We start from the raw sequence: 20,791 nt of genomic DNA on the forward strand, positions 1-20,791 counted from the left end.
TAGTACAGAGCTTCTCCAGGAAAACGACCTACTGCGGTGCAAAACCCGCGCGGCAATAACTAACCTGGAGGAACTTAAGTCCGAAGTAAGCAGAACTTTGAGGTTATGCCTCAAGGGACTGTCTAGGGGCGTCTTGACAGCGCCTTTGCGAGTCCATTTTGGGCTGCGTAAGAATCCCCTGGGTGGGAGTGTCAAAGAAGAGATCCCTTCCACCACCGCCCCAGGGATCTCCCTTTCTCCAGCTTGTTGGGGAAAATCCCTGGCTCCAGCCCTCTCCACTTAGCTCCCAAACACGCTGACAATGCGGCGCATGGCTTCTTCCACGTTGGCGCGGCTGTTAAAAGCCGACAGGCGCAGATAGCCCTCGCCGGCGCTGCCAAAGCCCGATCCGGGAGTTCCCACCACATGGCAGGTGTGCAGCAGCTTGTCGAAAAACTCCCAACTGCTCAGTCCTTCCGGGGCTTTTACCCAAACATAGGGAGCGTTGACGCCGCCGTAGGCTTGGAGGCCGGCTTTGGCCAACTGCTCACGAATGATGCGGGCATTCTCCAGGTAAAACTGCACCAGAGCCCGCACCTGCGCCTGCCCCTCCTCAGAGTAGACAGCCTCGGCCCCTCGCTGCACAATGTAGGCCACACCGTTGAACTTGGTGGACTGGCGGCGATACCACAGGCTCCACAGATCCACCCAGGAGCCATCGGCAGCTTGGCCTCGCAGCGACTTGGGCACCACCGTAAAGGCGCAGCGGGTGCCGGTAAAGCCAGCCGTTTTGGAGAAGGAGCGGAACTCGATGGCACATTCCCTGGCCCCTGGGATCTCGTAGATGGAGTGCGGGATCCCGGGCTCGGTAATGTAGGCCTCGTAGGCAGCATCGAAGAGGATGAGCGAGTTGTAGGCGCGGGCATAGTCCACCCAGGCCTGCAGATGCTCCCGCGTGGCGACTGCACCAGTGGGGTTGTTGGGAAAGCAGAGGTAGATGACGTCCACCTTTTGCTCGGGCAGGCTGGCGGTGAAGTGGTTTTCCGCCGTCAGCGGCAGATAGACCAGGCCCTCGTATTCGCCCCGCTCGTTGGCCGGCCCCGTATGGCCGGCCATCACATTGGTGTCTACATAAACCGGGTAGACGGGATCCGTGATGGCAATGGTGTTGTCGTGGCCGAGAATATCCAGGATGTTGCCGCAGTCGCACTTGGAGCCGTCGGAGATGAAGATCTCAGAGGCGTCGATGTCGCAGCCGCGGGCCTGGAAATCGTGGCGGGCAATGGCCTGGCGCAGCCACTCGTAGCCCTGTTCCGGCCCATAGCCGCGGAAGGTGGCCCGCTCCCCCATCTCCTCCACGGCCCGGATCATGGCTGTTCGGCAGGCTTCCGGCAGCGGCTCGGTGACATCGCCAATGCCCATCTTGATGATCTGAGCTTCGGGATGGGCGGCGGCAAAGGCCTGCACCCGCCGGGCAATCTCGGGAAAGAGATAGCCAGCCTTCAGCTTGAGGAAGTGGTCGTTGATCCTGGCCATAGGAGTTCAGCGCTGCTGAGCAAAAAGGAGCGTCGGCCCTTTAGTGTAGCCGAAGCCGGCCCCAACCCGCCCTCCCGACTGCAGGGCAGAGCCAGCCCTAGCGCCCCAGGCTATCCAGGCTGAAGGCGCCCACCGGCGAGGTTAGGTGAAACTCTCCCCGCTCTTGGGTCAGGCCCACCGGGCGGCTGGGAAAGGCCACCAGGATCCCTTCCAGGCGCAGGGACTCTGCCAGCGGATCGTAGGCCAGGCGCAGCTCGAAATCCCGCAGGTCGCGGCGCACCTCAATGCGGCGGATCCCTGCCTCCGTCAGGCCCAGGCGGAGCCGCCAGTGGTTTTGCCACTGCGTGCCGAGGGTGGCATCTAACTCCAGTCCATAGGTAGAGATCTGACCTAGCCGCGGATCGTAAACCGCCTGCAGCGCGTAGCTGATCCCTGGTTCATACACCTCCAGGCCAGAGCGTTGATCCCGGTTAAATGTGGTGCTGCTGCGTCCCCGATATTCCAGACGAACGGGTTGGAGCTGTCCCTGGTTCAGGTCGTAGGCCGTCTGCAACTGAATGTTGAACAGATCAGGGGTGGTGCTCCAGGTGAAGTTGGCGTTGAGGGTATCCCACTTCTGGGTGATGAAGTCGTAGCCAAGGCTGGTGTCCAGGCGCACCAGGTTTTTCACCTCTGCCTGCAGCTCCTGCAGGTTACGGGAGGCAATCGCTTCCAAGTCCTCCGGCGTGTCGTCGGGAAAAGTCAGGGCTATGGGCAGCTCGCCGGGCAGGTCATCTTCAAAGGCAAGGTAGCCGGGAGGCACGTTGGGCAGGAAGTCGCGCGGCGTAAAGAAGCTGATGCTGGCGTTGAGGCGATCCACATCCTTGGGGCTGGCGGAAAGGGTTTGAAAGGGCACAGAGTTGTTGCCGTAGAAGGTGCGGCTGTAGCGCAGGTCGATGGTGTTCCAGTCGGCAGGCTTGAGGCTGAGGCGGGGGTTGAGGCTGACGGTGGATTCCTGGTCGGGGGTTGAGTACAGGACTTGGGTGTAGTCGATCGAGCCGGGCATGAAGGTGATCCAGGGAGCCGGTTGAATGTCGTTGAATTGAAGGCTGGAGCGCAGCTCGTAACGATTGAAAAAGTTAAGGCCGGATCCCACTTCTCGATCCGGCTGTTGCTCTTGGGTCAGGGTGAGGGCGCTGCTGAGGGAGATATCGGGAGTGATGCGGAGGAGATCGGGATTGAAGGCCAGCTCGAAGTTGCGGCGCGGCTCGGTGTCGCCGTTGGAGCTGCTGTAGGCGCGGTAGGCCAGGCGATAGGTGCCGCCCCAGCCGGGTGGGGTGAGTTGGGCACCCAGCGTCAGCCGCGCGTCGGCAAAGTCTGGCCCATCCTTGACGCTCACCCGCTGGTTGTAGTCCAGCCGCAGATCCGATTGCAGCCAAGGCATGCCCCCATAGCGCTGGAGGTGGCTGAGGGTGAGGGGAAAGCTATAGGTGCCGTTCTCCTGGGATCCGGTGCGGCTGATGTTGAGGGTGGTGGTGGAGAGATCCCCCTGAAAGGTGGTGTTGAGGCGCAGGTCGGCGTTGTCGTTGCGCCCGCCGGCAGGGCGGTAGGTGTTGTCCAGGTTGAGGTTGAGCTGGCCCCACAGTTGGCCTTCTTGGCCGAGGATGTTGGCGGCGTAGAAGTCGAAGTTGTGGTCGAGGCGGAGGCGGCTGGAAAAGCGCCGCTGGTCGGCCTCGGTTACCAGGTAAAACTGGGCCCGCCCGTAGTTGACGCTGTCGGGGATGGGGAGGATGTAGTCGTGCAGAAAGCCGATGCCCAGGCCTTTCTTCTGCAGGACATCTAGCCGCAGGCCGCCGAAGTTGTACTCGTCGAAGCGGTAGGCCCAACTGGACTTGACAAACACCCCTTCCGCCTCGCTGCGTCCCGGCAGCACCCACTGGTGATCCCGCAGGCTGTAGATAAAAAGGGGCAAGTAGGCAACCTGCAGTCCCGCCCGCAGATCGCCCTCTGGGGTGAGCTCGCCGCCGGCAAAGACGCGGGCGTCGTAAACGATGACCCGGTTATCGGGAAACACTTCCACCCGATCCCCTTGTACGTAGTGGGTAATGGGCGGCTCCGGCGAGGTGGTGACGGTGGCCCTCTCGAAAAAGATCTGATCCCCCAACAGGGCGGTGGTCTCTTGGCTGCGCACAAAAACCTTGGTGCCCGGCTCCTCCCCCGGCAAGATCACCAGCGAGCTTTCAAATTGAGCGCTGCGACCGGGGATGTCCAGATCCAGGTTGCGCCCCTCAATTTGCCGGATGCCGCGCCCCTGGGGTCCAGGGGGCTGTTCCATCCGGAAGGGGCCGTCGCTGCGCAGGCGCCGTTCCCGTCGGTAAAACAACAGCCGCTCGCCGCTGATGCGGGTGCCGTCGGCCAACTGGATCTGGGCGTTCCCCTCGGCAATGCCCAGGTCTTGCTCGGCAAGGTAGCTGAGCACATCCCCACTGACGTTGATCTGAGCCGGGTCGAGGGGGATCTGGGCGGTGGCGGTGGCCGCCAGCTGCTGGCGAATCTGGGATCCCTGGCTGGCAGGCGGAGCGGCTTCTGGGCCGGTGGCGGGATCGCCCAGATCTCGCAACAGGGGGAACCGCTCCAACAACTGAGGAGCAAGGAGGGATCCGGCAGTGGGGGTGAATGCCTCAGTTCCGGTTTGAGCTGCCCTCTGAGTGCCGGTGGAAGAAGGGGCGCCGCCCCAATTCCAGTTCCCGCCGGCTTGCGGGATCCAGGTCGGGACTTGCTGCGCCACCGCTTCCGAACCAGGCCTCTCTTGCCCTTGAGCAGCGGCCAGGCTCTCGACGGTGGACCCTGGGGGGGGAACAGGCAAGCGCCTCGCTTCGTTGGGGTGCTGCCCAGGTTGCTCTTCTACCTGCAAGCCAGCAGCTTGGGAAGTTGCAGGCTGGGAGGAGCGAAGGGAGTCCAGAGTAGGAACAGCTGCCGTGGGCGTTGTCGATGAAGCAGACCGGGAGGACGGTGTTGCCTGAGCTTGGGCCTGCTGCGCCTGCCGCCGTGCATGGGCCGCCGCCCCTTCGGCCAAGAGCGGCTGCAGCCGCTGCCGGTTTAGCTCTTCCGGTGTGAGCGCTTTTTCGGGAGGGGATCCTTCAACAGGGGCCGAGGCGGGAAGAGGGGGAACGGAGGGAGCCGCTGTTGCTGCCAGGCGCGAGGAGGATTGGGCCTCGGCCAAGGTGATGGGATCCCCCAACAGGCTGGCGCCGGTGGGAGCAACCGGCTCTGAGCCAGGATCGCGGCTCCGCTGGGCCGCCCAAAAGCGCTGATAGCCCTCCAGATTGGTGGGCAGGGGATCCAACTGGGCAAAGACGGCCTCCCCCATCCCCAACCACAAGGAGCTGCCCCAGCACAGGGCCAACCATTTTGCCCAAGGGCTGAAGCCCTGCGGGAAGTTGCCGGATCTCACCGTAAAAACCGCCACAGTAGAGAGAAGCCCACCCCACCGAAAATCATATTCGGCAACCAGGCGGCCAGCCAGGGATCGATATGCTCAACTCGGCCCATGGCGCGTCCCAGGCTCATCAGTACATAGTAAATAAACACCAGGACAATCGCCAGCGCCACACTGCCGTAGCGGCCGGTCTGGCGCACCGTCTGCAGGCCCAAGGGCGCAGCCACCAAAATGGCAAAAAAGCTGGCCAAGGGAATGGCGAACTTGAGGTGGTACTCCGTCAGGCAGCGGGCCACATCAGCAGAAGGACGTTGCTCCGCTCGATATCGCTGGCACTGCTCCCACAGCTCTGCCGCCCGTTGCTCCTGGGGCACCTTCTCGGCGTACACCAGGCCCACCAACTTGTTGACGATGTTCAGCTCCATCTCCGCCACCTGGCCCTCGTAGTAGGTGCGCCCCCGCTCGTCGTAGCGACGGATCACCACGTCTTGCAGGTGCCAGGCTTGGCCCACCTGCTGCGCCGTTTGGGCCGAGATCACCTGTGGGTAGCGCAGGTGGCCGGTCTCGGCCTTGCGATCCAAAATCAGCAGATCGTGCATCCAGCCGGTCTTCGGGTCGATGGATCCCACATGAAACCAGAGGTCGTCGTCCACCCGCACAATTTCCTCCGAGTCAAACGGAAGGGCATCCTGGGCCAGGATGAGGTTGGTGTTCAGGGTTTTCACCTTTTGGTTGGTCTCTGGCACGATCACCTCGTTGGTCAACAGCGCCAGGCCGCTGACCAGCAGGCCGATGCAGAGCACCGGAATCAACACCTTGCGGTAGGGGATCCCGGCGGCCCACAGGGCGGTGATCTCGCTGTCAGCTCCCATCCTGCCCAGAGTAAGTAGGGTGGCAAAGAGGCCGGCAATGGGGAAGGTGACCACCAAAATGGCGGGCAAGTTGAGGAGGAGAATGTGCAAAATTGTCAGGGGAGGGGCGCCTTTTTTCACCAGCAAATCGGCGTAGATAAAAAGCTGGTTGCCCAGCATCATCACCGTGCCCCCCGCCACCCCCAAAAAGAAGGGGCGGATCATCTCTTTGCAGAGATAAAACTCCAAAAAAAAGCCCCCCAACTTCAGGGATCCCCAAAAGCTCCCCGTCTGGGCAGAAGTTCGGCGCCGTTGACCCTTGGCCAGTGGGATGGTCATGTGGCTCTGTTACCTCAGGTGCACAAGCTCAGCCAGCTCTAGAGATCCAGACGACCCCCAGCTCCGCTGGGATCCCGTCAGAGGGCGTCGGTGATGCGGAATTGAAACATCCCCTGCTGCTGCTCGTCCCCTTCCACGGTGTACTCATCCCGCTCCAAGTTCAGGGTGACCAGCCTGCCGCTGAGGCGGTTGGCGCCCCGGCACATCTGATCCAGAGCATCGCGACCGGGCAGCGGTGCAGTGCTCTCGCGGGGAATCGGATTGAGCTCGCCGCGATCGCAGAGGAGGACGGGAGCCTGGTCGGCGGTGATCCTGAAAATCTGCCCTTGGTCGGAGTACTCGGCGCGATCCCCTTCGATGGCGCGGTTGGCCTGCACGATAACCACATTGCCGAAGAAGCGGGCATCGCCGCTGGCCTGATCGATCTCCACCCGGTCGGCGTAGATCACCGTCGGCTGGTCCACATCGGCCTGGGTCTGGGGGTTTTGCAGACGCCGCGCCAGCCAGTCCCCCTCGATCTGCTCGATCACCACCTCTCCCCGCAGCTCCACCTTCTCAGGGGTAATGGTGGCCTGGTTGGCCTTGGCCTTGCGCCCCCGCTGGATGAACTCGACGGCCTCGCTAAACTCCGAGGTGCCGGTACGAGAGTTGTAAACCAGGCGGGCGGCCCGCACTTCCGTTTCGGCTTGGCGCAGCTCCTCCGTCAGGGATCCGCCGCCAGGAGCTGGGGTAGAGGTGGCCATCTGCCGGTAGAGGACGTTTTCTTCAAAAAAGAAGATCTTGTCGCGGTGGTTGCCCTCCAAGCGGGCGGAGGTGAGCACCCGCCCAGGCTCGCGCAGGGTAACCCCCCCCGTCAGCAGGCTTTGGGATTCGCGGCGGCGGTAGGTGCCCTGGGCCGACTGGATGATGGTTTCCCCCTGGCGGATTTCCAGGTTGCCTTCCCCGCGAGCAATTTGCGTGTTGCGGTCGTAGGTGAGGCGGTCGGCGACGATGGTGACCTCCTGATCCTGCTGGGCTGGGGTCGCCTGGGGATCAGCCTGGGCCAAGCGCAGATCCGCCAAGAGGGGATCCCGGCTGCCGACATCGGCCACCTCCTGCAACACCACGCCGCCGGAGAGAATGCTCTGGGCCTGTCGGCGCAGGTAGGTGCCCTGAGGGGCGCGAATCTCGAGGCCGCCTTCGCGAATGCGCAGGTTCCCTTTCCCTTCGGCCACCTGGTTGGCCCGGTCGTAGGTGAGCTGGTCAGCGGTGATGATGGTAGAAGTGGGATCCGCCCCAGCGCTGGTCGGGTCGCTCATGGGCGCGGCTGCTGGGCGTGAGGACTCCGAATCCAAGGGCAACACCGTTAGCTTGCCCTGCTGGGCGCTGAGGAGGGCAAATTGGAAGTTAAACGAGCCGGAGCGGCCCTCTAGGATCATTTCTTGCCCTTTGAGGGTGAAGGCCTCCGGCACCTCGATGCGCTCTTCGGGGGTGATTCGCAGAGCACGGGTCAGAAGCAGGCTGCCATCCTCGCTTCTCACCTCCACCCCCTCATCCAGATACAACGCGTCGGCGGTGGCGTCGTAGCGGGCACGCTTGGCCTGCCAAATCATCCGCTCGCTGCTGGCAAAAAAGGGATCCGGCACCTCTTCTTGGCGGTCGGCGCCATCTCCGTAGAAGTAGCCGTGCGCCCCCTGCTCAAACACCTGTTGCCCAGCTCTTAGCTCCACCTGGTCGGCGATGAGACGCCAACGCCGCTGGCCCCCTCGACGACCCAAGATATCTACCCTGCGGCTGACGGAAAGGGGCTGATCCGGGGGAAGGGGCTCCACCTTTACCTCTTCGATGTCGATGGACAAGGCCCAGGCAACCAGAGCAGCCAAGAGGCCGGTTCCCAAGAGCGCCACCCCCAGGTTGGAATTGAAAAATCGCCGCATCCTGTTCTCGCCGCTGCCTTACGTTGATCCCTAACCCATGAGCCCCAGCGGGGCCAACACCCAAGCCGGCACACTAGGCTGTAGCTTATCGCAATTTGCGGGCCGCCTCGGCGGGATCCCGATCACCTCTAGGGTTCTGGCTTATCCCAGACGGCTGAGGATAAAGCCCAGCCCCAGAAACAGCCCCAGCCAAAAGTGGAGGCCGACGGCGATGAACTTAGAATGGCTGATCCGCTGCGGCTGGTCGTGATAGGCCCCCAGCAGGCGGGATAGCCGCACCGCAAAGGGGATCCCGGCAAAACCCAGCAACGTCCAAGCCGGAAAAGCCCCCAGCCCGACAAACAGCAGCAGCAGGCCAAAAATGCTGCCGCAGATCCAGGGGATGAGACGGGCGGAGCGCCGAGTGCCCAGGCGGGCCACCGGCGAGCGCTTGCCGGCAGCCAGATCGTCCTCCACCTGATGGAAATGGGAGCAAAACAAAATTAAGCTGGTGACCATCCCCACCACCAGTGAGGCCGCCAGGGCTGGCAGCGACCAGCTTTGGCTTTGGCTGTAGTGGGCGGCCAAAACCGCCAGCGGCCCGAAGCTCAAAAAACAGAGGAGCTCCCCCAGGCCGTAGTAGCCCAGGCGCAGGGGCGGCCCCTGGTAGGCGTAGCCCAGCCCGCAGGCCAGCAGCACCAATAGCAGCACCGTCGGATCCGATTGCCGCCAGCTCAGCCACAGGATCCCCGCCAGCCCCAAAGCCAAAAAGGCGTTGCCCACCCAAAACACCTGAACCGGCCTGCCCGTCAAGCTGACCAGCGAGTGGAGCTTGTTTTTGTCCACCCCCGTCTGGGCATCAAACACGTCGTTGCTGATGTTGACCCAAGCCAAAAGACAGATGGCGGCCCCCAGAAACACCGCCAAAACCCCCACATCCATCGCCCCTGACTGGGCGTAGGCGATGGCGGATCCCACCCAGATGGGCATGATCGCCACGCTGTACATGGGGGGCTTAAGGGCGGCCATCCACAACTGTCGCCGAGAGCGGCTCTCCCAAGTGCCCTTTTCCGCAAGCTGTACTGGGCTGGCCTTTGGACTCCTGCGCGTTCTCTTTGACGGTTCCGGCTGTGCGAGCATGTTGGATCTAGCTCTCTCTGGGTTCTGTGTTTGCTCTGTATTTGTTAGGTTAGGGGGCTTCTGTTCCCATCCCCAAGGATGCTAAGAAACCTTGCAATCCGTAAAGAAACGCCTGGGATCCGGCGCTGGCGAGCCTGAGCTGCCGGCTGCCCCCCTAATCTCATATCCTGAAACGCCTTTCTGCAGCTTCCCTTGCCGGTTGAGATGACGGTTGTCCTGTTTTCGGCCAAGGTAGGATCGTTCTCTTTTGCTTGCGCATGACTTCTTCTCTTTTCCCCTGGAAGGGTGGGTCCGGACGCACGAAATGGCCCAGAGCCTGGCCGCCCATTCACGCCTCTGCTGGGCCAGCAGAGGTGGAACACGCCTGGGATCCCCTGCTAGCGACCTGCCAAGAGATGGCGCGAGCGCGGGGGATCCCCCAGATTCTCAGCCTATCGCAGCCCATCTCAGGGCTAGATCCGCTGGCAGTGCTGACCCGGCAGTTGGGCTCGCTCCCCCCCAACCGCTCCTCTAGCTATTGCTATCTCTCCCACCAGGCGCAAGGGGAAAGGGTGCGGCTGCTGGGGTGGGGATCCCTGCGGCAGCTCGACCTTTCAGGAGAGGGGAGATTTCAGGCGGCACGGGCCTTTGTGCAAGCCCTACAGCCCCATGTCCACACCGCTCCTGGCAACCTAGAGTCCCCAAGCAGCCGTCAGGAGCGCCCTTTGTGCTTCTGCCGTTTTGGCTTTGCCCCCAGGAGCGGCGGGGGGGCAGCACTGGTCCTGCCGCGCTGGCAACTGTTGCAGGTGGGGGGGGAGCTGACGGTGGCGCGGCTTAACCTAGAAGTCGGCCCCGAAAGCGACCCGGCGGCCTTGGCTGGCCAGATTGCCGCTTTTTTTGCCCGCATGCAGCGTCTTTCCCAGGCTCCCTTGCCCGGTTGGGAGCTGCAGCCCCCTCTACCGGTAGCGGTAGCGGAAACACCTCTCTTGGCTCGCATTCAAAAAGCCCTGCAAGCGATTCAGGCGGGATCCCTGGAAAAAGTGGTGCTGGCAGAGGCTGTGGATCTGGCGTTGCCCTCCCCTCCCCCGATCCCTTCGCTGCTGGCCTATCTGGAGGCCCATCACCCCGATTGCAGCGTCTTCGCCTTTGCCCTGGAAAGCCAGAGGGATTTTCCTCCCCAGATCTTCTTGGGAGCCAGCCCAGAACGGCTACTGTCGGTGTGGCAGGGCCGGGTGCAGATCGATGCGCTGGCCGGCTCCGTCGCCCGCGGCGCCAACGGCCACCAGGATCGCATGTTGGCCGAGCAACTGCTCCGCAGCCCCAAAGACCGCCGCGAACACCAGTGGGTGGTGCGCTCGATCCAAGAGGCTCTGGGCCGGCTGGGGATGGAGCCCCGGATCTCCCCTCAGCCACGGCTGCGCCGTTTGGCCAACATCCAGCATCTGCAAACGGTGATCGAGGCCGAACTCCCTACGGAGGTGCATCTGTTCGACCTGTTGGCCCAGCTCCACCCCACCGCAGCGGTGGGAGGCTATCCGCAGCAGGCGGCGCTGCAGTGGCTGGAGCAGTGGGAGCCCTTTGACCGCTCGAGCTATGCCGCCCCGCTGGGCTGGGTGGACTTGCAGGGCAATGGCGAGTTGGTGGTTGGGATCCGCTCGGCTTTGATCGCGGGGAAGCGGGCCCGCCTGTATGCCGGCGCCGGCATCGTGGCCGATTCCAACCCCGCCCAGGAGCTGGCCGAGATCCGCCTCAAGTTGCATTCTCTGGCCCAGGCGCTGGCCTTGCAGCCCTTGCCCGACTAGATCCTCTCGATCCGGCAGGGGAGAGAGCTGCTCCAACTGCTTCGCAAACGGTTACAGTTAAGAAGCTGGCCCTTCCGTTGGCCTCGACTGCTCGGCAGCATGGTGACCCTGAATCCCACCCATTCCTCTCGTACGGCCGGATCCCGCGCGCAAGTGGGGCTCTGGCCCGGCCTGATCCAGCACTACCGGGACTGGCTCCCCGTCAGCTCCAGCACCCCCGTAGTGACGCTGCATGAGGGCAATACTCCTTTGATCCCCTCTCCCGCGCTGAGCCAACGGCTGGGGCGAGACTGCCAGGTTTACCTGAAGCTGGAGGGCCTCAACCCCACCGGCAGCTTCAAGGATCGGGGCATGACCATGGCAGTGTCCAAAGCCAAAGAGGCGGGGGCAGAGGCCATCATCTGTGCCAGCACCGGCAATACCTCGGCAGCAGCCGCTGCCTATGCGGCCAAAGGGGGCCTGCGGGCCTACGTGCTGATCCCAGATGGCTATGTGGCCAAGGGCAAGCTGGCCCAGACCCTGATGTACGGGGCCGAGATCATCGCCATCCAGGGCAACTTCGACCAGGCGCTGGCTATGGTGCGGCAACTGGCGGAAGCCTACCCGGTAGCACTGGTCAATTCTGTCAACCGCTTTCGGCTGGAGGGGCAGAAAACTGCCGCCTTCGAGGTGGTGGATGCCTTGGGGGATGCCCCCGATTGGCTCTGTATTCCGGTGGGCAACGCCGGCAACATCACCGCCTATTGGATGGGCTTTTGCCACTACTACCAGCGAGGCAAGGCTAGCCGCCGCCCGCGTCTCTACGGCTTTGAGGCTGCCGGCGCCGCTCCCATCGTTCTGGGCCGGGTGGTGGAACACCCGGAAACGGTGGCTACGGCCATCCGCATCGGCAACCCTGCCAGTTGGGTGAAGGCCAAGGCGGCAGTCCAGGCCAGCGGTGGCCGGGTGGATAGTGTAACCGACGAGGAGATCCTGGCCGCCTATCGTCTGCTGGCGGCGGAGGAAGGGATCTTCTGCGAGCCGGCCAGTGCCGCTGCAGTGGCTGGATTGCTGAAATGGCGGGATCAGGTGCCTGCCGGCGCCCAGGTGGTGTGCGTGCTCACCGGCAACGGCCTTAAGGATCCCGACACGGCCGCCCAACAGGGATCCGCCGCCATCCACACAGGAGTAGCCCCCGATTTGGCTGCTGTAGCCCGCCTGATGGGCTTTTAGCGCCGCTGGTCGTGGTTGTGCCACCTGGTAGTACCCCTGGATAAATGGGGTGCTGGCTCAAGTTGGCGACGAAGCCGAGAGGCGTCTCCTTCTCAGGTGGGCTACCTGGTAATTGCCGCCAGCGCCCGTAGAGGAGCCTTGGCTGAATTGGGAAGAGCTAGAGGACTTTTGGCAGTTGGTGGACAAGCTGCAACTGCCTGCGGAAGTGGTGAGACAGGTTTCTCAAGAAGTGGCAGCCGAGCTGGGGGATCCCGGCGTTCCCCCCCTGGAAGTCCTGGTGCAGGGGTTTACTCGTCACTGCGGCTAGAAGGCTGCGCGGGCGACTGATAGTTGCGGATGGCTCGCCTGACCAAAGTGAGAAAGGCATAGGCCCGTTGATCGTTGGGATCCAAGCGCATCACGGTTTGAAAAGCCGCTTCGGCCTGCCGCAGGACCTCGAGATCGAGTTGTCCATCCACCTCTGCTTCCAGTTGAGCCTTTTGCAACAGCAAGGCTCCCCGGTTGTAGTGGGCTGCAACATGGGTGGGATCTGCCGCCAACACGGCCTCCAGCTCGGCCAGTGCCGGATCCAGATAGCCACTCATGCCCAGCACCCAGGCCAGCTTGTAGCGAGCTTCGGTGTGCGCGGGATCCTCGGCAACTGCCCGGCGAAAGGCCTGGATGGCAGCCGGAAAATCGCCTGCCTGAACCGCCGCAATGCCTTCTTGGTAACTGTCGCCGGCCATAGGCAAGGTTGGGCTCGAGTCGAGGGATCCCCAATCTGCAGCTTAGCCCTTTCCAGACAGGATCTCCCAGTTTTCTCAGCGCCTTTTCCCCCCTGGGCCTGCCATCTGCGGCAGGGGAAACTGCATCAGCAGGAGATCTGAGACTGCGCGAAGCCTGCTCCGGTCGAACTCTGCCCCTTCCTAGGATGAACATAGCCACTGATTGTCAGGTGTGAACTATGAACGCCAAACTGGTCTTCCTGCCGCTGGCTTTGGGGCTGTCGATGGCTCCGGCCACCGCCGTTTTCCCGCAGACCCTGGGCCTCTACCCCCCGCTGCAAAGGCTACAACTGGCCGACAATCGGCTGGAAACCGGCACCCGCTCCATCATCGTCAACCCAGTGCCTTCCAACTTGCAGGTCAACCTGGAGCTGGATCGGCGCGGCTCTAACCCCATCTACCGGCCCGGCGAGCCGATTGCCATTACCGTGAGCACCAATCGCGACGCTTACGTCTACCTCTTCAGCATCCAAGCCGATGGCCGCACCCATTTGATTTTGCCCAACCGCTTCTCGGGTGGAAACGAGTTTTTGCGGGCCGGCGAAGCGCGCACCTTCCCGCCCCCTGGCGCCCGCTACCGCCTGACCATCGCCCCGCCCTTTGGCCAAGCCCAAGTATTGGCGGTGGCCTCCCTCCGTCCCCTCAACTTCCAGGAGATTGCCTCTTTTGAGCAGGGTGGCTCCTTTGCCAATGTACGGGTACGGGGATCCCAACTGGGCGATGCCATCGCCCGCGCCATCGTCGTCGAGGAGATCCCTGCCACCGAGTGGGTGACCACCACTCGCTTCTATCGGGTTGCACCGTGGTGACCCCGGCAATGGAGATCCCAGACCCGCCCTAATCCCAGAGTCTGGAACCGACAGCCAAGCAGGCTTGTCTTGCCGCTGCCGGCCTAGACCGAGCCGAAGCTGAGGCCTAGGAGAAGAACAGCCGCCAAGCTCACCACCAGCATTAGACCAGCAGGCAGAAATTGGCCGGTTTTGCGGTAGCGCAGGGCAAAGAGAAGGGATCCCAGCACCGCCGTCCCCAAGCCCAGACCCAGCCCCCAGCGGGGATCTGTTCCCAGTAGCCCGTAGCTGACGCCGCTGAGGGCGGCCCCCACCAGGCCGCTAATTAACGACTTGGAGCTTCTGCCTTTCACATAGCCGACGACCCCGCCTAGCAAAAGCAGCGCTCCATAGACGAGCAAAGTCATCTGTGCGGCCATCATGGCTGGGAAAAACCCCCCTAGCTCGGTCTAGTCGACAACAATTTCACGAATCAAGGGCAGGCGGATGCTGATGTAGCGGTTGAGAATTGAGGCATCGACGTTGCTGAGGGCATGTTTTTTTTGGCAAGCACTCAGAAGCAGATTCACCAAGTCATCGTCGCGCTGATTGAGCCAATCTGGCCTGCCGATCTCGCTGACCAAAGACCAGAACTGGCGTACCATTTCAGGGGTCATGGCATCCATTGTGTAGGGTAAGGGCTGAACTGCGAAAGTGCAAGAGAAAGAGGGGTCTAGGCCATCGATCCCATTCTAGGGAAAACGCCCTGTCCATGAAGGCAACATTTCAGCTCCGTCACAACTTAGGATAAGATGTCATGCTTTCCCATAAACCTCAGCAAACCCCAACCAACCCTGCTTCAGAAGGCTCTGAACCAGAAGCTTCCAGCGCTAATAAAATAAAGCAATAATGACTCTTGCCCAATCTCGACATCGGCATCAAAAGGCTTACAGGCAGACCGGCCAAAACTTCTCAGGGAAGGCGCAGAAGCTTGGCAGGCCTGGACGCTAGTGCAGGGCGTACTGCAACCCATAGGCTCCTTCTTCTCCTGGTTTGTGGGTGTTGGCCCGGAGGGTGTAGGTGCCGCTGCGAGGCAAAAAGGCAATTATCAGGGCATCGCTGCCGCCGCCTTGGTCGTCATCCCAAGCCATCACCTCTCCCTCCGGGTCCAACAGTTGCAAAAAGGCATCGAAATCAGAGCTGGCCATCGAAGCGAGTAGGATCTGGCCGGCCCGGGCAGCGATGGGGTGTTCTTCCATCCAACTGCCGTCTTCAGGGTGTTGGGCGGATCCCTTCTGCAGACGGCCCGACACCGTTTGCTGCCAATCGACCTGGGCCAGCCGGTAGGTCAGCCGGTAGGTGCCAGTGGATGCCGGCTTGAAGCTTGTGGCCCGCAAGGTGTAGGTGCCTTCCTGCAGCAGCCGCACCGCCAAGAGGGCATTAACATCTGGGCCGGAGTCGTCGTCAAAGCCGATTACCCGCCCTTGGCCGTCCACCAGCTCCAGGTAAGGGTCAAAGTCTTCGCTCTCCAGGGCGGCGATCAGGATCTGGCCCGCCTCGGCGGCCACAGGGATCCCATCCCAGTAGCTGCCGTACTGGGGGCTGACCTCGTCCCCCCCTTCAAGAGTTCCTGTCAGGGTTTGGCTGCCTCTCCACAGGGGAGAGGGAGTCAAGGCGGCTCCCACTTGTGTGCTCCCCTCTCCCACGGGGTTCAACAGCCGACAGCCGCTGGCCAACCCCAAAGCCACCCAAGCAAGGGCCAAACGGGATCCCCAACCGAGGAAAAACCCAGAACTAGAACATAAGCTCGACATCCAATCGACGAGGATCCGTCTAGAGGGAATGGAGACCACAGACTCAATTCTACTCCTTGGGCGGAGCCCGGCCAGGGACGGCAATTTACAGAGCATCCCAAGCTTGCAAGACGGCCTCTAGGGCCAACCGCCCGTGGCTGAGATGGGTCCCCCCCTGTAAGTAGACGATGTAGGGCTCGCGCATTGGCCCATCGGCGGAGAGCTCGGCGCTGCTGCCGGCAACAAAAGTGCCCGCCGCCATCACCACCGGGTCGGCATAGCCGGGCATCACTTCTGGGATCGGGGTGAGGTAGGAATCCACTGGCGAGCTGCTTTGGATAGCGCGGCAAAAGGCCTGCAACTTCTGCGGGGATCCCAGTTGAATGGCCTGGATGATGTCGGTGCGGGACACCTGGGGTGACGGGGAAACAGGATAGCCCAGATCGTGGAACACCTGGGCGGCCAGATGGGCGATCTTGACCGCTTCGGCCACCATCTGTGGAGCCAAAAACAGCCCCTGGAACAGCAGGCGATTGAGATCGAAAGTTGCTCCCCCTTCCGAGCCGATCCCTGGCGCTGTCAGCCGGCAGGCAGCCTGCTCCACCAGCTCGGCCCGCCCCGCCACATAGCCCCCCGCCGGGGCCAGGGTGCCGCCTGGATTTTTGATTAGGGATCCAGCAATCAAATCTGCGCCCACGTGGGTGGGCTCTTGGGTTTCCACAAACTCGCCATAGCAGTTATCGACCAAGACCACCACCTCCGGGTTTTGTGCCTTGACGATCTGGATCATCTCGGCAATCTGGGCGATGGAAAAGCTGGGACGCCAGTCATAGCCACAGGAGCGCTGGATGTGAACCAGGCGGGTTTGCGGTTTAAGGGCCGTTTTCAGGGCCTGCCAATCGACATCTCCTTCCCGCAGATCCAACTGACGATAGGTAACGCCGAACTCCCGCAGGGATCCCCGCCCCGATCCCCGCAGGCCGATCACCTCCTCCAGAGTGTCGTAGAGGGGGCCGGTGATGGCCAACAGCTCATCCCCCGGCCGCAGCACGCCAAACAGGGCACAGGCAATGGCATGGGTGCCAGACACCATTTGCAGCCGCACCAGCGCCGCCTCACAGCCCATGATCTGGGCAAACACCCGATCCAAAACCTCTCGTCCCCGGTCGTCGTGACCATAGCCCGATACGCCGGCAAAGTGATGGGATCCCACCTGCTGGTCGCGGAAGGCCTGCAGCACCCGCGCCAGGTTCTCCCTAAGGACCCTATCTATCGCCTGAAACTGATCCTGCAAAGCTGCTTCTGCTTTGTCCAAAAGCTCCTTCGCTTTCCAAGAGATCTCTCTGACCACCGGGTCCACCCCACTTCTTCTAAGCAAACCGGCCTTCCGGCTAGCAGGTCGGCCACAGAGGCCAAAAACGGCTTTTCAGACCTGCTCTTGGTAACGATATTTCTACGGGATCCCTATCTTATAAAAAGCTTAACTTCAGTCAACATCTCTTCATTCTCCCTTTCAGTCTCTGTCTGAGCTGGAAAAAGCACCCTGGCTCACCAGGTTGTATAATGGCCACAAGTTCTGTAAGGAGAAAAGAGAAAAGATAGCAATAAACAATAAGGAGATGCTCGCCCTGAGAGCAGAGGTCGATTCAGCAAGTGCTGATTCTCTCTGTTGAATTTAAGTTTAGTAAAAGCATTTTCGGCAGAACCTATCTGTGTAAGTTCTGCCACTAAGTTTGCCCTTTTCGAGCAGTCTGGAGACCTTCTCCACTTGAATTTGGAGTTCCGAATTCAGGGAACCTCTCCTTGCCTGAGAAGTGGTGCTGGCTCCCAATCCCTTAAAAATGAAGACGGCCTAAATTTATTCTTAACCCCTGAACCAGATCCCTGGGGGAGATGTTAACTTAGACTTAACCCAAGAGGTTAGTGCCGATGCCAAAGCCGATCTTCATCTTCTGGCGTAGCCCTTTCTGCAAGTTGCCGGGCCGCGATCATGCCTGAGGTGGGGGCTGTTTCCTAGGGATCCTTTGCGAGGGTGAGGCGCTAACTTTAGGTGTAAACTGACACAACCGGGAGAGTACCCATGACTAAGCTTGTGATCCAAGGGAAAAACGTCGAGATTACCGACGCCATCCGCAGCTACGTTCAAGAAAAAATCGAGCGGGCTGTCAAACATTTTGCCCAGATCACCAGTGAAGTGGATGTCAATCTATCGGTAGCCCGTAACCCCCGCATCAGTGCCAACCAATCTGCCGAAGTTACCGTCTACGCCAACGGCACCGTCATCCGGGCGGAGGAAAGCAGCGAGAACCTCTACGCCAGCATTGACCGCGTTGCCGACAAGCTGGCCCGCAAGCTGCGCAAATATAAAGAACGCAACGGCGTTCACCGCATCCGCCATTCTCCCAAAACCTCGGTGGCAGTGGCCCAGCAGCCCCTCACCGATCCTCTGAATACAGAACGGCAAGCAGAGCTGCCCCCTGAGGTGGTGCGCACCAAGTATTTCGCCATGCCTCCCATGACAGTTCAGGAGGCGCTGCACCAGTTGGAGCTGGTGGATCATGATTTTTACGTGTTCCGCAACATCGAAAACGGCGAGATCAACGTCATCTATGTCCGCAAGCACGGCGGCTACGGGCTGATCCGCCCCCATCCCTAGAGGAGACCCTGCGGGCTTTCTTGTTTGCCTTAGGTCTCAGGGGCAGCGCCTGCTGGATCAGGTGGATGAGCTGCTTGAGATGGTGATGCAGCAGGAGATCCTGCCAGTTGCGAGGCGAGACCGATCCTTGGCTTGGCCAGCCCTAGGCAGCTTTGCCCTCCTCTTTAATTCCCGCCTTCTTCCAATCGTAAAAGCTGCCCTCACCCCCAGCCCCTCTCCCACAAGGGAGAGGGGAAAGTCAGGGATCGGCCAACTAGATGTTGGGGAGCCGTTTGCACCGTGGCTCCCCGACCAAGAGGGCCTCGAAGAAAAGAGAAGGGAGAGGGCTCTATTCTTCAGCGGCGGAGAGGCTCCCCAACGGCCAGCACCTGCTGCAGGAACTGATCCTGGTGCTGGCGCAAGACGCCCAGATCCGGGCCGTGGTTGAGTAAGACGAAACGGGTGCCATCCGGAAGCTGCCCCACCATCATCAGTCGGTTGGCGGCAGAGCCCACCTGGGCGATCGTGCCCGGGGGCAGAGCGCGGAGCTGCAAAGGGCTGTGGCCGACCCCGGCCACTGGCAGGACACGCCTGGGATCCCCGTCTGTGGCCTCAAGCAGATGTTCCCACAGATGGGCCAGGGCGCGGGGGGAGAGGTACAGCTCTTGCCCGCCTGGGCCAAGGCGAATTTCCAACTGGGCAGGGGCCAGTTTGGGATCCAGATGGGCAACCGGCTGAGCTACCAACCGCTGCTGCAGGTACTCCAGCAGGGCTGTTCTGCCTGCCAGCTCCGCCAACAGGGCTTCTGCCATGGCCCGATCGTTGCCGCCGTTGAGGATTTGTAGCAGGGATCCCAGGCGCAGCGAGGTGTAGCCGGCCAGGCAATGGATCTCCTCCGGCAGCTCCCTTAACGTTGACCCGGAGCCGCCGAGGGTCACAGGATAGGGCCCCTGGGGATCTCGGAGGAGCTCGGCAAGCCGGCGGGCGCTGGCCAGAGAGTCAGGCTGACCCAGCAAGCGGAAGGGGGGCACCACCTTCACCTCGCCGTCGATCTGGCGAATGCCGAGGTTGTGCAGGTGGCGGGCCAGCTCGGCCACATTGGCCTCCCGGAAATAGGGATCCCCGCCGCCCACCACGACCAAGTCTCCCGTCAAGCGCTGGCCGGAGCGGTGGCTGGTGGTGTAGAAGCGAGTTTGGAAGCGATACTCATAGCCCCACTTTTCCAGCGCCATCAGGCTGAGGGCCAATTGATCCAAAGCCCCCACCGGCAAAGGCCGATCCAGCAGGTGCTCCGCCAAGAGCTCGCCTTCGGCTGTCCAAAGCAGGATCCCCTGTTGAGAGAGCGCTCCCCCTTGGGCCGCCAATCCCTGCAAAAAACCGGACAAGGCCACGGCGTAGGGGGAATCCTGCCACTGCGACGATTGCCCACGGGGCCACCAGGGGGGAAGGCCGGGCGTGCCACTGGGGGAAGGCAGCGGCGGCGGCGGGGTGGGGATGGGGGGGAAGGGGTTTTGCGCCGCTGCTGTAACCTCAGCCTGGACACCCTGAGAGGGGGTTTCGGCACTGCTGCGGTTGTTCCAGCAGGCCCCCAGGGCCAGAGAACAAACCAACGGGATCCCTGCCCAGAGGAAACGGCGCTGGGAGCTCAACCCCTGTAGGATAGACAACATGCTCACCTCCCAAAAGACATTGGCAAAGAGAACGAGCTGGCAAAACTTGAAGCTACTCTAGTGCCATCTCAATGGCTCTGGCAAATTTTCCCCTTGCCCACTGCCCCTCTTTTGCCGAGGCGACCCCAGATGGGCAAATCGGCATTTTCTTCCTTCAGACAGAAGAGCGGGATCCCTGTCACGCCAAGCTTAATTTGGTTCCTAGCTGATGCTAATTGGCGGGAGATTCGCCCCTCGCCCAACCCTCCACTGTAACTTTTGTTGTAAAGCCTGTAACGCTTTTGTAACGGATGATGAGCTGCTTTTGGCCGCTCTTTATAGAAGGTTAGAATGGAAGAATTTAAGCTCTAAGCATTCTCAGCCACCCATGGGGAACCCTCAGCGATGGCTCAGTTGGAGAAACAAGCCTTCCTGGAGCGATGGCGCGAGATTCTGGCCCCTTATTCCCTGGGCTATCGCCTTCGGCTGTTGTCGCAATTGGTGCGGCGGAAATTTCAGGCCTACCTGGAGCCCTTCGGCCTGACCGCTTCCCACTGGGTGGTGCTTTGCTGCCTCTGGGAAGAAGACGGGATCCCCACCTCCACTATCTGCGAGCGCCTGCAGCAGTTGGGGGGTACCATGACCGGTGTCTTGGACGGCATGGAGAAACGGGAGCTGATCCGGCGGCAGCGGGATCCCAAGGATCGGCGGATCTGGCGGGTTTACCTCACCCCTGCCGGAGAGAAGTTGAAAGAAATTTTGCCCCCTCTCATTTGGGAGTTGCGGGAGCAGACCTACGGCTGTCTCAGCTTAGAAGAACGGGCAACCCTGTCGCGGCTGGTGGATCGGCTGATTGCCCACTTGTCGGAGGAGTCGGAGGCCGCGGTGGTGGCAGAGCCGCACCATCGCTTGTCCTATTGACACTGATACATTTACGCTGAACACTGCTGAGCATTACTGCTCAGCGGTGAAGCGATAGCATTCTGTCCGTTTCCGTTGTCACTACGCGATGCTGACGCGACCGCGTTAGCG

General features: G+C 61.6%; 17 protein-coding genes. 6 read left to right on the forward strand and 11 right to left on the reverse strand.

Translation table 11 applies throughout. The features are described from left to right. Positions 1–279 precede the first annotated feature (279 nt). The 5 genes from SYN60AY4M2_RS09905 to menA all read right to left on the reverse strand — a co-directional run bounded on the left by SYN60AY4M2_RS09905 (position 280) and on the right by menA (position 9,047). Positions 280–1,515 (reverse strand): LL-diaminopimelate aminotransferase, encoded by a 1,236-nt coding sequence (locus tag SYN60AY4M2_RS09905; RefSeq protein ID WP_099812825.1) that lies wholly within the window; start codon positions 1,513–1,515, stop codon positions 280–282. 97 nt (positions 1,516–1,612) lie between these two features. Then, positions 1,613–4,864 (reverse strand): hypothetical protein, encoded by a 3,252-nt coding sequence (locus SYN60AY4M2_RS09910; protein ID WP_240527817.1) that lies wholly within the window; start codon positions 4,862–4,864, stop codon positions 1,613–1,615. Positions 4,865–4,944: 80 nt separating this feature from the next. Continuing rightward, a complete protein-coding gene (locus SYN60AY4M2_RS09915; protein WP_099812826.1) occupies positions 4,945–6,123 on the reverse strand; it encodes an LptF/LptG family permease in 1,179 nt (392 codons plus the stop codon). Positions 6,124–6,200: 77 nt separating this feature from the next. Continuing rightward, positions 6,201–8,039, reverse strand: coding sequence for an LptA/OstA family protein (locus tag SYN60AY4M2_RS09920; RefSeq protein WP_099812827.1), 1,839 nt, complete (start codon positions 8,037–8,039; stop codon positions 6,201–6,203). A gap of 141 nt (positions 8,040–8,180) precedes the next feature. Continuing rightward, entirely contained in the window at positions 8,181–9,047 is an 867-nt protein-coding gene (gene menA, locus SYN60AY4M2_RS09925; protein WP_041438574.1) for a 2-carboxy-1,4-naphthoquinone phytyltransferase, read from the reverse strand. Between the two features lie 368 nt (positions 9,048–9,415). On the opposite strand from menA, the gene SYN60AY4M2_RS09930 reads away from it, so the two are divergent. The 3 genes from SYN60AY4M2_RS09930 to SYN60AY4M2_RS09940 all read left to right on the forward strand — a co-directional run bounded on the left by SYN60AY4M2_RS09930 (position 9,416) and on the right by SYN60AY4M2_RS09940 (position 12,458). After that, complete coding sequence (locus SYN60AY4M2_RS09930; RefSeq protein WP_168173621.1) at positions 9,416–10,939, forward strand: isochorismate synthase; 1,524 nt, start codon at positions 9,416–9,418, stop codon at positions 10,937–10,939. A gap of 153 nt (positions 10,940–11,092) precedes the next feature. Next, positions 11,093–12,151, forward strand: a complete 1,059-nt coding sequence (gene thrC / locus SYN60AY4M2_RS09935; RefSeq protein WP_099813323.1) for a threonine synthase — start codon at positions 11,093–11,095, stop codon at positions 12,149–12,151. 112 nt (positions 12,152–12,263) lie between these two features. Continuing rightward, entirely contained in the window at positions 12,264–12,458 is a 195-nt protein-coding gene (locus tag SYN60AY4M2_RS09940) for a hypothetical protein (RefSeq protein WP_011431248.1), read from the forward strand. On the opposite strand, the gene SYN60AY4M2_RS09945 is transcribed toward SYN60AY4M2_RS09940, so the two are convergent. Then, the gene (locus tag SYN60AY4M2_RS09945) at positions 12,439–12,876 is read right to left on the reverse strand and encodes a tetratricopeptide repeat protein (protein WP_011431247.1); all 438 of its coding nucleotides are present in this window, start codon (positions 12,874–12,876) and stop codon (positions 12,439–12,441) included. The genes SYN60AY4M2_RS09940 and SYN60AY4M2_RS09945 overlap by 20 nt on opposite strands. A 218-nt stretch (positions 12,877–13,094) precedes the next feature. Here SYN60AY4M2_RS09945 and SYN60AY4M2_RS09950 point away from each other — a divergent pair, with 218 nt between their 5' ends. Continuing rightward, positions 13,095–13,724 carry a DUF4384 domain-containing protein gene (locus SYN60AY4M2_RS09950; protein ID WP_240527818.1) on the forward strand — a complete coding sequence of 210 codons (630 nt, stop codon included), beginning with the start codon at positions 13,095–13,097 and terminating at the stop codon, positions 13,722–13,724. 83 nt (positions 13,725–13,807) lie between these two features. On the opposite strand, the gene SYN60AY4M2_RS09955 is transcribed toward SYN60AY4M2_RS09950, so the two are convergent. The 4 genes from SYN60AY4M2_RS09955 to SYN60AY4M2_RS09970 all read right to left on the reverse strand — a co-directional run bounded on the left by SYN60AY4M2_RS09955 (position 13,808) and on the right by SYN60AY4M2_RS09970 (position 16,790). Then, a complete protein-coding gene (locus SYN60AY4M2_RS09955; protein WP_011431244.1) occupies positions 13,808–14,110 on the reverse strand; it encodes a TMEM14 family protein in 303 nt (100 codons plus the stop codon). 42 nt (positions 14,111–14,152) lie between these two features. Beyond that, the gene (locus SYN60AY4M2_RS09960) at positions 14,153–14,359 is read right to left on the reverse strand and encodes a hypothetical protein (RefSeq protein WP_071813530.1); all 207 of its coding nucleotides are present in this window, start codon (positions 14,357–14,359) and stop codon (positions 14,153–14,155) included. A 330-nt stretch (positions 14,360–14,689) separates the two neighbouring features. Next, positions 14,690–15,445, reverse strand: coding sequence for a hypothetical protein (locus SYN60AY4M2_RS09965; protein WP_099812830.1), 756 nt, complete (start codon positions 15,443–15,445; stop codon positions 14,690–14,692). A 136-nt stretch (positions 15,446–15,581) separates the two neighbouring features. Further along, entirely contained in the window at positions 15,582–16,790 is a 1,209-nt protein-coding gene (locus tag SYN60AY4M2_RS09970; protein WP_206336832.1) for a methionine gamma-lyase family protein, read from the reverse strand. A 765-nt stretch (positions 16,791–17,555) separates the two neighbouring features. On the opposite strand from SYN60AY4M2_RS09970, the gene raiA reads away from it, so the two are divergent. Continuing rightward, on the forward strand, positions 17,556–18,131 hold the full coding sequence (gene raiA, locus SYN60AY4M2_RS09975; RefSeq protein ID WP_011431240.1) for a ribosome-associated translation inhibitor RaiA: 576 nt from the start codon (positions 17,556–17,558) through the stop codon (positions 18,129–18,131). A 335-nt stretch (positions 18,132–18,466) separates the two neighbouring features. Here the strand turns inward: raiA and SYN60AY4M2_RS09980 are convergent, their stop codons facing one another. After that, positions 18,467–19,780 (reverse strand): D-alanyl-D-alanine carboxypeptidase, encoded by a 1,314-nt coding sequence (locus SYN60AY4M2_RS09980; RefSeq protein ID WP_011431238.1) that lies wholly within the window; start codon positions 19,778–19,780, stop codon positions 18,467–18,469. A gap of 384 nt (positions 19,781–20,164) precedes the next feature. On the opposite strand from SYN60AY4M2_RS09980, the gene SYN60AY4M2_RS09985 reads away from it, so the two are divergent. Then, positions 20,165–20,680, forward strand: a complete 516-nt coding sequence (locus SYN60AY4M2_RS09985) for a MarR family transcriptional regulator (protein WP_099812831.1) — start codon at positions 20,165–20,167, stop codon at positions 20,678–20,680. The last annotated feature ends 111 nt before the right edge of the window (positions 20,681–20,791 follow it).

The organism is Synechococcus sp. 60AY4M2 (assembly GCF_002760375.1).
Classification (GTDB): domain Bacteria; phylum Cyanobacteriota; class Cyanobacteriia; order Thermostichales; family Thermostichaceae; genus Thermostichus.